This window comes from Rhodanobacter terrae, assembly GCF_042657005.1.
Taxonomy (GTDB): domain Bacteria; phylum Pseudomonadota; class Gammaproteobacteria; order Xanthomonadales; family Rhodanobacteraceae; genus Rhodanobacter; species Rhodanobacter terrae.
Window position 1 is genome coordinate 12,131 of the sequence record NZ_JBHSNG010000015.1, and the last position, 13,455, is coordinate 25,585.

Here is a 13,455-nt window from a genome sequence, read left to right on the forward strand (position 1 = left end):
GTTCAATTCTCCCTATGTCCTGTTGCGCGAGTCGCCTCAACAACCTGCTCATGCTGATGACGGGGCCTGTCAAGCAACCCGTCGTAGAATTCCGTGTACGCCGAGAGCATGGTCTGCAAACTGAACCGGGCCATTACGCACTCGCGCCCAGCCGCCCCATGCTCTGCCCGCAATCCCTCGTCCAGCACGTAGTCCATCAGCGCCCCGGCCAGAGCTTTTGGATCGTTAGCCGACACCAGCGTTCCGGTCATGCCGGCCACCACCACTTCGCCCACCCCACCGACATCGGTGGCTACCACGGGCAGTCCGGACGCCATCGCTTCCAGCAAGACCCCTGGCATGCCCTCGGCGATGGATGAAAGCGCAAAAACGTCGAACTCCGCGAGAAGCGGCGCCACATCGTTGCGGTTACCCAGAAGCCGGACCCGCGCCGAAAGTCCGGCACTTGCGATTTGCGACTCGAGCGCAGCGCGCTGTGAGCCTTCGCCCAGCAGGACCAGGCGCAAACGCGAGCACTCGTGAGGCAATGCCTCGCACAAAATGCGAAAGGCGGTTATCAATCCAGCTTGGTCCTTGACGGCGTCCAACCGCCCGACTGTGCCGATCAGCACGGTTCCGGGAGGCGCGAAGGATCCCAGCAACGGACGTGTACTCCTTTCATTTCCCGTCGCGGAAAACGCCGTCGCGTCAATGCCATTGGGAATGCACACAACGCGCGAAGAGGGTATACCGACCTTTTCCATGAGCCAGTTTTGCAGGTCCATCGAGACCGCCAGATAGCGGTCAATGAACGGCAGCAGCCAGCGGCGCAAAAGTCGATACTTCCCGCTTTCGCCGCGCGGGTCGGCAGCATCCCTGCCGCGTTCTGCATGCACGACGCGCCGGACCCCTGCAAGCCTGGCGATCAGTGCCGCATCCACGGCACCGACGTTATAGGTGTGGACCAAGTCCGGTTTCAGATCCCGCAAAGTCCGCCACAACCTGAAATAGCAATGCCAATCCTTGCCGGGCTTTTTGTCCAGAGCCAGGCACGGCACATCGTCGGGCTCGATTTCGTCCCGAAGCGCACCATATCCTTCCAGACAGATCACCGCATGATGGTAGCGCTGGCAGGTCCGGTTGATCAGAGTCACAAGCATGCGCTCCATGCCACCGGTATCCAGCCGGTAGAGCACATGCACGATCATTGGCTTGTCGTTCACGGCTGGCTCCCTGCTACAGCGGGTGGCCGCTGCAACTGCGCATCCACCAGGCCTGGCGCGGGCAGGGCCTGCACAAAGTCGCGCAATTTCGTTCGCGCCTGATTGGCACCGTCGCCAGCAACCAGCGACGACACTGCCCAAACCGAAGACTGCGGTAGCTGCCCGCGTAGGGCACCCCAAACCTGCAGCAATTCGGTCAACACCTGCGAACGTGTACAGCGACGATCCACACAGTACCAGTACCACACAAGGCGCTGACTCATTACACCGGCCAGTCGCAGCTCTCCGGCAGTTGTGCCCCGCCCGTTGGCGAAATCGACCGGTTGACTGCCACTACTGAGGACTCGCGAGTAAGCCGGATCGTAAAGGTCGTTTCCGTAGGTAATCAGGGTTTTTCCGCGCCGCGGCCTGCCGCTGTAGACCGCATGAAACAGGTCGACGACATCATTGCCGGATGCCGATCGATAAGACGCTCGCACCTGCCCGACGGCGCCCTCGAAAACCGGCTGCCAGCCATCTGCGGCAACTTGCGGACCGCTCCAGCCAGCGATCGTCGGTGCGGTAAGCCGAATAGTTTCCGGCGTTGCCGGCAATACAAGTTCGGCAGTCAATGCTGGACCGGCAATCAACACTGCGACGGCCACCAGCCAGACCACCGCGCGTGCACTCGCAGGCCTGCCGCCATATGCAGGAGGACACTCCCGCATGACGAGGGGGTCGCGGAAAAACCAACCGCCCAGCAGCAGCAGTAACAGCACCGTGCCAAAGAACTGCCAACCGAAAATCATGTGATCCGTGCCAGTGGCGTACTTCAGTCCCCAAGTGTCGCCGATCAATATCGTGAAATAGACTCGGAGTCCATTCGCGATGACCGGCGCGACCGCCGCCAGTAGCACGAAAGCAATTCGCTTCCACCAACGCTGGTACATCAGGTAGGCGAAAAGACAGCCCAGGGCGGTGCAGGCATTGAAAAACTTCACGCCGCTGCATGCGTCCGCCACCATCCACACCGCCGCGGGCGTCATGATCTCGCGGCCGTTGAGAAGTACCGGTATGCCGGTCAACTCCAGTGCGTGTACCGCAAAATGTGCCGTGATGTCTTGCAGTGGACCCACTAGCGAATCACCCCAGGGAACCGCGAACACCACTAGGTAGCCGAGCGGAAACACCAGCAGCCATAGCGCGCGCCACCCCCAGCAAGCGAGTACCAGCGCCGAAAACAAAGCCAACAAAGCAAAATGCTGCAGCAGATTGACATCAAGCAGATGCCCCGCATACCAGACAAACACCAACCCAGCCACTGCTGCCAGGCCCCACACGCTCGGGAGGGGCGGCCTCACCCGTAGTTGAGGACGCAGGTTGAATGCCATCCACAGGCTCAACGGAAAAATCAGAACGGCATACTGATAGGTTCCGTCGTGATCCCAGACCCATACCAGCGACTGCACGGTCTGCCAGTAGCAAACCAGCAGCACGACGACTGCGACGGCGAACGCGACTATGGCCGATACCCAGCCAGGAGTGCGCAGCGAAAAGGCCGCCAGGGCCCGAGGCAGCCCGTTCATGAGTACACCCCCGGCCCGCAGGCCGCCGCTGCATGGACGGCAAGAGTGTCGGGCTGCGTACCGGATAAAACGCTTTCATACATATCCAAACTGCATACCCAATCATAGCGGGACAGTACCTCGGCACGTGCCTCCGGCACCCGCACCGGCCGTGGCACATCCAGCCAGCGCAGGGCTTCATTCGCCATGACTTCTGCAGACCCATCGATACAACCCTGGCGCCCCGCGAAATCTGCAATACCTTCGTAGGCTTCGGGCGTCGCCAGCAGCACCTTCTCCATGGCCAGCGCCTCCAGCACCTTGTTTTGAACGCCGCGTGCAATCCGCAACGGCGCCGCCACGACATGGGCATGGGCCAGATAGGGCCGCACATCCTCCACCCGCCCGGTAACCGTGATGCCCGCGAGCTGCGCCAGCGCGCGGACCGCGGCTGTTGGCTTGCTGCCGACGATGTAAAAGCCCGCGTCCGTCCGCTGGGCGGCAATCCGTGGCCATACTTCGTGCGCGAACCAACACGCCGCATCTACGTTGGCGCGATAATCCATGGCGCCGACAAACACCAGCACCCGTTCTCCGGATCGGTATGGCGTGGAGTACACCCGGTTTGGATCCCAATATCCGGCGTCCACTCCGTTGTTGATACCGTGCACCTTGCCAGCCGATTCCGGCACCAACTTGCGAAAGAATGCTGCTTCGGCTTCCGAGACAAATACGCTGGCATCGAATTGCTCGGCGATCTTCCGCTCGAACCTTGCCAGTCGTTGAGCCTCGCGGCGATATAGCATGCGCTTCACGCCGACCGAGACCTGCTGCGCATACTGGTGCCACTTGTCGGAGTCCATGTCCACGAAATCCATGACCCGGCGCAGTTCGGTGTGGCGCATGACCAACGGCGCCACACCCGACGAATAGCACAAGACCATATCCAGCTTGGGATCAGCCAACTGCCGCTCGACCCAGCGCTGCATCACACGGTCACGATAGACCCCGACGGTAAGCGGCTCACCACGGGTCAGCGCGACAAGCGCGCGCCAGCGCATACGCCAAGCCGGCAACGATCGCACACAAACCTCGGCGCACAACGCCTCGACCGGCGCGAGGTACTGCCAGTCGGCAGGATCGTCCACGAACGTTCCGAGGTACACGTGGTAGCGTTCTGCAAGTCTGCGCAGCACGTGATACGAGCGAATCTTGTCGCCCTTGCTGGGTGGCCAGGGCAGTCGATGACAGAGGAACAGTACCGACCGCATGCGCTAACCCAGATCCCGCGCTAACCAAGGACCCAAGGCGCAACTTACCGGCAGCGGCAACCGCTTCCAGGCTTCGATGAACATGCTGTATTTGCGGTTGGTCGGACTGATATTGGGAACGGCATTGGCGCGCACCAAGTGGTAGGCGTACGAGAGCGGCTGCGGCTCAAAGCCCCAGTGCTTCTTGAAGTGATATGAACCGGTGTCCTGCTTGCTGCGGCCGAAGTCGAACAACCGGGCACCGCGCTCCACCGCGCGCTGCATCACCGCCCAATACATGAAGTCATTCGCCGCCAGGTCGCGGCCATGCGCCAAGCTGCCGCCGTAATAAGGATGTACTTCATCACGGAAGTAAAAGCTCATCACCGCAGCGACTGGCTTCCCTGCGTGGGTGACCACGGTGATTTCGCAGTCCTCACCAAACACCTGCTGCAGGCTTTTGTAATAGTTACGCGACAGCACGGGCGTACCCAGATTACGCACACTCTCGGCGTACACCCGGTAAAAATCGGCGACGCTGCCGTCATGATGCGCCTGCAAGCCAGCGCCAATGCCCTTGCGCACCATGGCGCGCTGCTTGCGCGGGATCGCCTTGAGGTTTTTGTCATGGTCCGGATCGATCGCCTTGCGGAAGCTGACGTACAGATCCTTGGCCGGCCACTCGGGGTGGCTCAACTCGCGGTCGCGCAGTTCGAGATAATCAACGCGCAACTCGTCAGCGAGTGCTGTAGCCGCCTGCGTTAGTTGCGCTTCGCTTTCCGGGTCGCTCGCCACCACCCCGCCATACACGCAAAACGGCGTCGAAATCAGCGCGTGGCCGAACAGCCGGCTGCGTATCTCGGCCATGGGCAAAACGCCCGTGATGGCGCCGTCCCATTCCACGTACAAATAGTGGCAGCGGTGGCCGAGTACCTGCTCGATGATGCCGCGCCAGGCGACAAGATGGAAAAACGTGGCCTGTGGAGCGTCTGCGACGAAGTCATCCCAGCGTCGTTCGTCCGCTCGTTCCAGACGCTTGACGAGGCTGGCCGGACGTCCGTTATCCGCACCGTCAAGCATGCTGAATGCCTCCTTGTTGCGCACATGGCTCCCCGGACCCCAGCGCCACCACCGGATAGGAGGCATGTCCGGGGGCAAGAAATACGCGGTCCATGCGGTCGAAACGGAAGTCGCACACCAGCCGTTCAATGCGGGGCGCTGTGCGCGTCAGGTTAAGGTAGTGACGCACCCGGTTTTTCAGTGTTGCGCCGGGCACCCGCGGCTGTTGTGGATCCACCTCCCACGGATGGAAATAGAACACGCCGGGGCGCTGCTCTTGCTGGTTGACGCGACGCAGGCCTCGCCTGAACAGCGCATAGGGCAATAGACGGAAATAACCTCCGCCGCCACAAGGCCAGTTGCGACCCCATAGCCGCGCTGTGGTCACCGGGATTTCGAGCAATCCGGAACGCTCGGCAAAGAAAGCAAATCGCGGCGCCGCCGGCATGCCATACAGGTCATGCCGAATGGGGACAATACTGGAACTGTAACGGTAACCGGCCTCTCGCAATTCATCGTAGGCCCACAGCGTGGCGGCGCCGATGGAATAACTGGGAGCGCGGTAGCCGGCTACCACAGCACCGGAGAGATCCTCCAGCAGGTGTTTGGTGCGAACAATGCCATCGCGGAACTCGGTACGACTAATGTTAATCAAGCGTTCGTGGCCAAAGCCGTGGCTTGCGACTTCATGGCCGGCAGCGCTGATATCGCGCACCAGCGCGGGAAAGCGTTCGGCCACCCAGCCAAGCACGAAGAAAGTGGCATGCACATCGTGGCGTTGAAAAAGCTCCAGCACGCGCCGCGTATTGTCCTCGACGCGGACGGGCCAGATCGACCAGTCTTCGCGCCGGATGCACTTTTCGAAAGCCGCAACCTGGAAATAGTCCTCCACATCCACCGTCATGGCGTTGGTAATCGGCGCGGATTGCCCCGACACCGCGCTCATTTGTCGTCGTCTCCCGATGTGGTGGAGCTAAAGCGCGGGGCGTCGTCGGTAACCGTGTCTTCCGTAGCGGACACCACAGATTGATGGACGCGTATCGCCTTCCGGATTCGGATGGTTTCGCGCATCAACTGCAAGAAGATGTCGCTGACATCTGACGCCAGTGCGGCAACCTGGCTTTCCTCTGCAGACGGTGTGAGGCAATCTGTTGGACCTGAGTTATCAGGCAACGCGGGTGCCTCCAGCGTTAGCGGCATATCGGGCATCTCGTCGCGGATTTCATCCAGCACGATGGTGAGCGCCCTCTGGTCGAGATCGTGCAGTTCTTCCAGAAAACCGTGCAGCAACAAACGGTCCATGATGAGATTGATTCTACGAGGGATACCGCTACTAGCATGGTAAACGGAGTCAAAAATCTCGGGCGCCAGTACCGGATCGTGGTTCCAGCCAACCGCGTGCAAGCGATGCATGATGTACGCCAGGCTCTCCTCCTCACCCATCGGCTCGAGCCGGTGGGAAGCAATGACGCGCTGGCGCAACTGCTCCATACGGTTGTTGATGATGAGGCTGCGCAGTTCGGTCTGGCCAACGAGAAATATCTGCAGGAGGGCGCGGCCCTTGAGCTCGAGATTCGACAGGATGCGCAGCATCTCCAACGCCGCGGGAGTAAGCGTCTGCGCCTCATCCACCACCAGCAGCGCGTGCGCATGACGGTCACACAACGCTATGAGGTGCTGTTTCAAGTCCTGCAGCAATGCTTCCTTGCTGCGCCCCTCATAAGGCAGGTCAAACGCCGAAGCCACAGCCGGTAATATGTCCTCTCCACCGAGATTGGCCGAGGCGATACTTGCCATGGCGACGTTGCGATGCGCGAGTTCCTCGAGCAGCCTTTGGATGAGCAGCGTCTTGCCGGTGCCGACCGCGCCCGTGATCATCACGAAACCTTCACCCTGCTCAAGGCCGTACAGCAGGTAGGCCATGGCGCGCTTGTGGCCCTTGCTGGGAAACAGCATCGCCGAATCCGGAGTCAACTGGAAAGGCTTGCCCTCCAGCTTGTAGAAAGCCTGATACATATGAGTCTCAGAAAAGGTGGGTGCACTGCAGGAAAATCACGTTCGCGCCGTATCCCTGTGCACCCGCCAGTGCTGAATGCACGTTGCTGGAATCATGGCGCAGCCGCAGACTGGCGAAATTTCGGGGATTGAACTGATGCACGAGCGCTAGTTGCTCGTAGTTGTTGTACCGAATTTCGCCATCTTGGAATTGATACCGCTGCCAGCCAAGGGTCGGCGTAAGCGTGGTGGAAGGCCCGATATTGAACTGCCAGTCAAGATTCGCATTTGCAACTTTTTCCTGGCGATTGTTCAGGGTCAAATAGGTCCGCCGCTCATCGTATAGCGTCACGCGCAGCCCGCCGGTCGGCATCTCGTAATCCGCCGACGCCGTGGCGCGCTTCATGAGGTAAACCTGACTCACTCCAAGTGAGGGAAGGCTGGAATAGCCGATGGAGGAGGTAATGACTTGGCCCGGATTTTGTCCCAGCAATTGCTGGTTGATATCGGTCGGTTGTTCCACATAACTGAGGGTCGTCGTCAGCAACGCGGCGGTGCGCACCCAGGAAAACTCGTAAGTGCGTCCATAAAACCGGTGCCCGACCATCGCCTTGAGCCTATACAGACCGTTCGCCCACGCGAAACCGGCATCCCAGAAGCTTGCCCCTAGCTTGTCCACCGTACCATCCGGCAGAAAGTCGCTTTCCTTGCGCGCATCGGCCAGCAAACGGGTGTTGTCGCTGACCTCCACGTAGCCACCCAGCTTGGCAACCGCGTAGTCCCTGCTGCGCCCGAAGTCCGGCTCGATACGTTGATCGGAATACCCAAGGTTCCAGCCCCAGCTTTCATCCTTGGGACTGGCAAGACTGAACTGCAACGCGTTGCTTGTTATGTTCGGTATGCCGTACAACAAGCTTGCATTTTGTGCGGGTATGCCTCTGGTGTTGTACAAGACGCGCCCATAGCTGTAACGCAAGCTCGCGGTGCCTACGTTGCCAAGGTCCTGAATCCAGTACGGACTGAGCGTCCAGATCGCGACATTGGCACTGTTATTGTTGAGGAAAAAGCTGCCGGGCGCAGCTGATAATTGATTGTTGATGACCTCTCTGCCATACAGTGCGGTGCTGTCGACAAAAAAATGCTGCGGAAGAATGGTAAGTGTGCCCTGAGCGCTGAGGTTCTGGGTCAACTGGTTATAGCGCGATTGGCCCGCGTACAGATATCCGGTGAGTCTGTAGTCGACCAGTCCGGAAAAATGGGGACCACTGTAGGCTGCCTTTAAAAACGGTTGGATCTGGGTGATCCAGCTCGATTGTTTTGGCATGCTGGAGGCGGCGAGCTTCAGGTTATCGGTGTACAACTCGCCCAAGGTTATGCCCGCCACCCATCCGGGATCGGCTAGGGTCGGTTGCCGGATGGTGCCTATCGGCACATTTGAATTTCCTGCCGGCTGGTCGGGAGCCGCCATCGGGGTCGTCGGCCCCATAGGGGGGATCTCCTGCGCCGATGCAGGAGCCCACCAATGGCTCAGAATGGCGGAAGACAGCAGTACCAGCGGCAATGAAAGCCGGTATCTAGGCCGCGTATCAATGATCTGCAGGTCAGGAATACTCTGAACAAGCCCGCACGGCTGGCTTTGCTTCCGCAAAGCGCTGTGCACGAGGGGGATGGCGCGGCACATGCTGGTTGCCCGAGCAAGCCGCGGACAGCGCGCATGGCGGTTTGCGGACAGGACACCGACTATGAAATCGACACGGTGGGATCGGCCTGTCTGCACAAACTTGTTCAGCGCGTCTCTAGTAGCCATAGCCACAGTCGTAGTGGTTTTCGCTCGCTGGCAGGTTACTCATGTTGAGAATCAGGCCGACATATTGCGAGTCACTCAAACTTTGCAGAGATGCATGGAGCGCCTGCTGACGGGTATGGCCTGCCGCTACCACTACGACAACCTGACCCATGTAAGAGGCCAGCACCTGGGACTCCGAGGTTGCCAGCAGCGGAGCAGAGTCAAATACCACCAGACGTCGGCGATTCCGCCCACCCAATCCTTCTAGTACCGCGTCCATGCGGCGGCTGCCAAACAATTCTCCGATGAGCGGGCGACGCTCCCCCGCCGGCACCACCAGCAAATTCAGCACGTCGGTACGCACGATGACCTCGGCGGGCTGGCGCCGTTCGTCCGCCAGCACATCCATCAGACCAGGCCGTCCGTCGAGCCCGAAAGCCCGGGTGATGGTGGATTTCGTTATATCGCCGTCTACCAGGAGTACCTCAAAATCCGGCTCGCGTGCCAGGCTCAGGGCGAGATTCATCGCGGTAAAGCTCTTGCCTTCGCCGGCCCCCGCGCTGGTCACTACGATGCGCTCTGCGTGAGCCAGCGCTTTGACGCCTTTTCCGGTCACATTGACCAGCAATGGTCGTTTGATACGGCGCATCTCATCCGCAAGCCGGCGCTCACCGTCACCGTCGCCGTGGGCGGGCAGAAAGCCCATCCGCTCGAGCGCCATTTTGTCCACGTGCCATAGCGGCGCCGCTTCCGCCGGCTGATCTGCCGCCAGCCCCCGTTCCATCAAACGCTGTACCGTCGGCGCCGAGTGCGACGATTTCGTGTCCAACTGCGGAGCGGTTGGTGGCGACACTTGCGGTTCTGGCCGCAAAGCCTTGAGCTTTTCTGCTGCCTTCTCAACGATGCTCATACCGGTCCCATGACAAAGAAATGTTGCACCAGACGGGTAAGGGATCCATTAAAGGCAAACCCCAGCAACAGCAACAAGGGCAGCAGACCGGCCGCGGCGAAAAACCCGATCATTTCGCGACGCAGGGACGCGTGTCGGGCCCGTGAGACAATCAGACTGACGGCGCCAAGTACCGGATAATCACTTGACTGCCGCAGACCGCTGAGGCTCATAAATACCGGCTTTATTTTGTGCAGAAAGTACGCAAACCCACCGCCGATAGCCACAGCTAGCGCGAACACTATCAGTAGCAGCAGCCCGCGATTCTGGCTCACCGGAAGCAACGGAGCATCCGGTGGATTGACCACGCGGAATTTCAAATTGTTGCCGCTTTGCGTCGCGTCCTGCGAGAGCTGAGCCGTGTTCAAACGCTCCAACAATTGGTCGTACTGCTGCTTGGTGGTGTCGTAATTACGCGTCAGGCGCTGCAAGGTGGCTTGCACGTTGGTGATCCTGCCTGCCTGACCCTTGAGATCGGCGATCTGCTTTTTCTGCAGGTCGATCTGCGTGGCCAGCGTCTGGATCTGGACCTGGGTGGTGTACAGGGATTTTTGCATCTCCTGGTACACCGGATTGTCGGAGATCACACCCATCGCCGATGTGCCTGCTGCATTATTCTTCAGCGCTTCGCGCCTATTCTGGAGCTGCGCGATCATGCGCTTGGCGGAAATTACGTCCGGATATTGATCGGTATAACTCAGCAAGAGCGTGCTGAGCTGCTGCTGGTAAGACGAAATTTGCTTGTCAATCTCCTGGGTGCGCGGGTCGATCCCCGAGGACGCCGGGCCACTCGCCATCGCATGCATCTGCTGCTGGGTGGTCGCGCGGCCGGTGACAGCGGTATGGTACTGGTCTTGCAAGGTCTGCAACTGGGTCTCGGCGGCCTGCAATCGCATGAAATAATTGCTACCACCCTGGTTGGGAATGAAGCCCACGTTGGCTTTCTGGAAATTCGCGAGATTATTCTCCGCCTCATTCAGCTTTTCACTGTAATCCTGGACCTGCTGTTGCAGGAAATTCTGCGCCGTATCGGCAGAAGCAGAATTCGCGCCCAAGGTGTCATTCATGAGTATCTGCAAAAACGCCTGTACCACCTTCTGTGCCATCTGCCGATCAGGGTCGGCATAGCTCAAGGTGTAGATGTTGTTTGTGCCGGCGTCATTGATGTGGACCGCAGTGCCGAGTTTCACCAGCAATTCGTCCTTATCCGCCGGGGTAGTGGCGCGCGCGGACAAACCGGTCTTGTCCGCCACGGTCTCAAGATTGGGACGCGAAAGAAGCGTGTGAGTAATGATTTGCAGGCGCTGATGCACGTCAGGCTGCACCGCAACCCCTTTGAGTAGCGGATTCGTCAATCCGTCGGTGTCGGCATACACCAGAGCGTTGGCTTCATACTTGTTCGGGATGCTGAAGATCAGCACCGCCCCCACGATCATCACGCACCAAGCGACGATCAACGCATGCCAACGGTAGCGCCAAGCGGCGCGTAGCTCCAGCAGCATATACTGAAACATTTCATGCAAATCGAAAGATTGGTTCTGCATCGCGCTGTTTCCCGATATCGCCAGAAGCTGCCGTGTGCCCGTCATCATCGCGTTAAAAGAATGACTCGGGAATGATCAATATATCCCCGGGGCGCATGACCACGTTGTCATTGATCGTGCCGTTCATCAGATCACCGAGCCGCGCCGGGATAGTCTGTTCCTCTCCGTTGGGCAGATGACGGATAATTTTGGCGCTATTGCCGGAGGCAAATTTGGTGAGGCCGCCGACGTCGATCATCACATCAAGCAGTGTCATACCGTCGCGGTATGCCAGGGACTTGGGCGTCGTCGCCTGTCCGACCACACGTATCTGCTGGCTATATGCACCCACAAAACTCTGGACGATCACGGTCACCAACGGAGAACGGATGTATTGGCTCAAGGCCTTCTCCAAGTCACCCGCCAATTGGTCTGGAGTTTTTCCAGCTGCTTCGATGGACTGTACCAAGGGGATGGAGATACGCCCGTCCGGACGCACAGGTACGGTGGTGGTCAGATTGGGGTTATCGCGCACGAAGATATTCAGCGAATCACCTGGACCGATAATGTAGCGTTCCGCCGGCTGGAGCACTGCAGTCGAGCCATTTACAATCGGTGCGCTGCTGCAACCACCAAGCAACAATAATCCACCCGCCACAATCAAACGGAAGACGTAGTTTCGAGATAACAGTTTCAATGCCGTGCTCTCCGAAATTTCAGCGCGCGCCGCGACCGAACAATACAACCTCTACAGTCTGGACAAGGATGGCCAGATCGAACACGAAGTTGTGGTTTTTCACATAAAACAGGTCAAATTTCAGCTTTTCCTCGGCATCCTCCAGAGACGAGCCATAGGGGTAGCGGAGTTGGGCCCAGCCTGTCAGACCCGGCTTCAGGCAATGGCGTAACGCGTAGTAGCGGATACGCATATTGAATTCGTCCACGAACTGCGGCCGCTCCGGTCGCGGGCCGATGATGCTCATGTCGCCGCGAAGCACGTTCCAGAGCTGCGGCAACTCGTCCAGCCGTGCCCTGCGAATGAAATGCCCGACCCGGGTTATCCGGTCGTCGTTCTTGGTGGCCCAGCGGGCCACACCGTTGCGCTCGGCGTCGGTGCGCATACTGCGGAACTTGATTACTTGGAAGAGTTTTCCATGTTCACCGACCCGTTTCTGCTGGTACAGGATCGGCGCGCCAAGCCCTGACTCCAGCCGAATTGCCAGGGCCGTCAGCAGCATGAGCGGCCATGTCAGCAGCAGTATCAACAAGGCGATGAGCACATCGAAGACGCGCTTGATTGTGCGTCTCATCGGAGAGATGTTGAAGCCATCCGAAAATACCAACCACGACGGGTTGGTGGGGTCCATCTTGATTTTGCCGGCCTCGCGCTCGAAAAACTCCGCAAGCTCGGTCACTGCTATGCCACGCTGCTTGCATTCCAGCAGCGCGTCCACCGGCAACGTCCCGCGACGGTCATCCGGCCCCACCACGATTTCATTCACGCCGAGCCGAGTCGCCCATTCGCACAAGACCTTGTCGGGATGCAGCAGCAGATCAGGGTGCAGCAGCAAAGGCGCGGAGATGAACACCGGATCGGCACCGACCGGCACGTATCCTATGATCTTGAACCCGCGCTGATCACTCTTGCGGCGCATCATGCGGATCAACTCAGCGACACGCTCGCCGGCACCAAACATCATCACGCGGCGCTTGAACAGGTCGGCGTCGACAAAACTCAGGAATAACACTCTCCACAAGGCCACAACGAGGTAGCCGAGCAGCAACGCCATGGCAAGAACCCCGCGGCCCAAATACGTTGGAGGAACCGCGTAATAGAGCACGGTAAGTATTATGCCGCCCAGCAAGAAGGCAACGCCTTGCCGACTGCACCGCCCTAGCCAACCCGCCCGAAGGTGAACTTGGTATAAGCCGAGCGACGCCATTGAGAAAATTAGCACCATTGCGACCAGCGAAGCACGCCAGGGAAACGCGCGGCCGAACGCGGCTTGCGTACTGGCATGCCCCCAAAAACGGAGCCCTACCGCAGCGTAAACACTTGCCACCAGCAGTAAAAACTCCACCAGTACCAGCAGCAACTGCCAGCTTAGTGCTCTGTGTCGAAACAACCGGAACATGTTTGCGCCTCC

11 protein-coding genes are annotated in these 13,455 nt (G+C 59.3%); all 11 read right to left on the reverse strand.

From position 1 onward, the window contains the following. Nucleotides 1–2: 2 nt before the first annotated feature. The 11 genes from ACFPPB_RS13615 to ACFPPB_RS13665 all read right to left on the reverse strand — a co-directional run bounded on the left by ACFPPB_RS13615 (nucleotide 3) and on the right by ACFPPB_RS13665 (nucleotide 13,443). Nucleotides 3–1,202: a TIGR03088 family PEP-CTERM/XrtA system glycosyltransferase gene (locus ACFPPB_RS13615; RefSeq protein WP_377327977.1), complete on the reverse strand. Its 1,200-nt coding sequence runs from the start codon at nucleotides 1,200–1,202 to the stop codon at nucleotides 3–5. Then, on the reverse strand, nucleotides 1,199–2,767 hold the full coding sequence (gene xrtA, locus ACFPPB_RS13620; RefSeq protein ID WP_377327979.1) for an exosortase A: 1,569 nt from the start codon (nucleotides 2,765–2,767) through the stop codon (nucleotides 1,199–1,201). The genes ACFPPB_RS13615 and xrtA overlap by 4 nt, the downstream gene beginning before the upstream one ends. Then, nucleotides 2,764–4,017: a TIGR03087 family PEP-CTERM/XrtA system glycosyltransferase gene (locus ACFPPB_RS13625; RefSeq protein WP_377327981.1), complete on the reverse strand. Its 1,254-nt coding sequence runs from the start codon at nucleotides 4,015–4,017 to the stop codon at nucleotides 2,764–2,766. Before ACFPPB_RS13625 ends, xrtA begins: the two co-directional genes overlap by 4 nt. Before the next feature lie 3 nt (nucleotides 4,018–4,020). Beyond that, a complete protein-coding gene (locus ACFPPB_RS13630; RefSeq protein ID WP_377327983.1) occupies nucleotides 4,021–5,076 on the reverse strand; it encodes a FemAB family XrtA/PEP-CTERM system-associated protein in 1,056 nt (351 codons plus the stop codon). Then, nucleotides 5,069–6,001 (reverse strand): XrtA system polysaccharide deacetylase, encoded by a 933-nt coding sequence (locus ACFPPB_RS13635; protein ID WP_377327985.1) that lies wholly within the window; start codon nucleotides 5,999–6,001, stop codon nucleotides 5,069–5,071. The genes ACFPPB_RS13630 and ACFPPB_RS13635 overlap by 8 nt, the downstream gene beginning before the upstream one ends. Next, the gene (locus ACFPPB_RS13640) at nucleotides 5,998–7,071 is read right to left on the reverse strand and encodes an ExeA family protein (RefSeq protein ID WP_377327987.1); all 1,074 of its coding nucleotides are present in this window, start codon (nucleotides 7,069–7,071) and stop codon (nucleotides 5,998–6,000) included. The genes ACFPPB_RS13635 and ACFPPB_RS13640 overlap by 4 nt, the downstream gene beginning before the upstream one ends. 7 nt (nucleotides 7,072–7,078) lie before the next feature. Next, nucleotides 7,079–8,731, reverse strand: coding sequence for a TIGR03016 family PEP-CTERM system-associated outer membrane protein (locus ACFPPB_RS13645; protein ID WP_377327989.1), 1,653 nt, complete (start codon nucleotides 8,729–8,731; stop codon nucleotides 7,079–7,081). Nucleotides 8,732–8,846: 115 nt separating this feature from the next. Further along, a complete protein-coding gene (locus tag ACFPPB_RS13650; protein ID WP_377327991.1) occupies nucleotides 8,847–9,746 on the reverse strand; it encodes a P-loop NTPase in 900 nt (299 codons plus the stop codon). After that, complete coding sequence (locus tag ACFPPB_RS13655) at nucleotides 9,743–11,329, reverse strand: XrtA system polysaccharide chain length determinant (RefSeq protein ID WP_377327993.1); 1,587 nt, start codon at nucleotides 11,327–11,329, stop codon at nucleotides 9,743–9,745. Before ACFPPB_RS13655 ends, ACFPPB_RS13650 begins: the two co-directional genes overlap by 4 nt. A gap of 52 nt (nucleotides 11,330–11,381) precedes the next feature. After that, entirely contained in the window at nucleotides 11,382–12,005 is a 624-nt protein-coding gene (locus ACFPPB_RS13660; protein WP_377327995.1) for an XrtA/PEP-CTERM system exopolysaccharide export protein, read from the reverse strand. A gap of 19 nt (nucleotides 12,006–12,024) precedes the next feature. Next, entirely contained in the window at nucleotides 12,025–13,443 is a 1,419-nt protein-coding gene (locus tag ACFPPB_RS13665; RefSeq protein WP_377327997.1) for a TIGR03013 family XrtA/PEP-CTERM system glycosyltransferase, read from the reverse strand. Nucleotides 13,444–13,455 lie beyond the last annotated feature (12 nt).

Excerpts from the sequence above, each read along its gene's own strand:
- xrtA (WP_377327979.1), bottom strand. The coding sequence starts at position 2,767 with ATGAACGGGCTGCCTCGGGCCCTGGCGGCCTTTTCGCTGCGCACTCCT.
- ACFPPB_RS13625 (WP_377327981.1), bottom strand. The coding sequence starts at position 4,017 with ATGCGGTCGGTACTGTTCCTCTGTCATCGACTGCCCTGGCCACCCAGC.
- ACFPPB_RS13630 (WP_377327983.1), bottom strand. The coding sequence starts at position 5,076 with ATGCTTGACGGTGCGGATAACGGACGTCCGGCCAGCCTCGTCAAGCGT.
- ACFPPB_RS13635 (WP_377327985.1), bottom strand. The coding sequence starts at position 6,001 with ATGAGCGCGGTGTCGGGGCAATCCGCGCCGATTACCAACGCCATGACG.
- ACFPPB_RS13640 (WP_377327987.1), bottom strand. The coding sequence starts at position 7,071 with ATGTATCAGGCTTTCTACAAGCTGGAGGGCAAGCCTTTCCAGTTGACT.
- ACFPPB_RS13645 (WP_377327989.1), bottom strand. The coding sequence starts at position 8,731 with ATGTGCCGCGCCATCCCCCTCGTGCACAGCGCTTTGCGGAAGCAAAGC.
- ACFPPB_RS13650 (WP_377327991.1), bottom strand. The coding sequence starts at position 9,746 with ATGAGCATCGTTGAGAAGGCAGCAGAAAAGCTCAAGGCTTTGCGGCCA.
- ACFPPB_RS13655 (WP_377327993.1), bottom strand. The coding sequence starts at position 11,329 with ATGCAGAACCAATCTTTCGATTTGCATGAAATGTTTCAGTATATGCTG.
- ACFPPB_RS13665 (WP_377327997.1), bottom strand. The coding sequence starts at position 13,443 with ATGTTCCGGTTGTTTCGACACAGAGCACTAAGCTGGCAGTTGCTGCTG.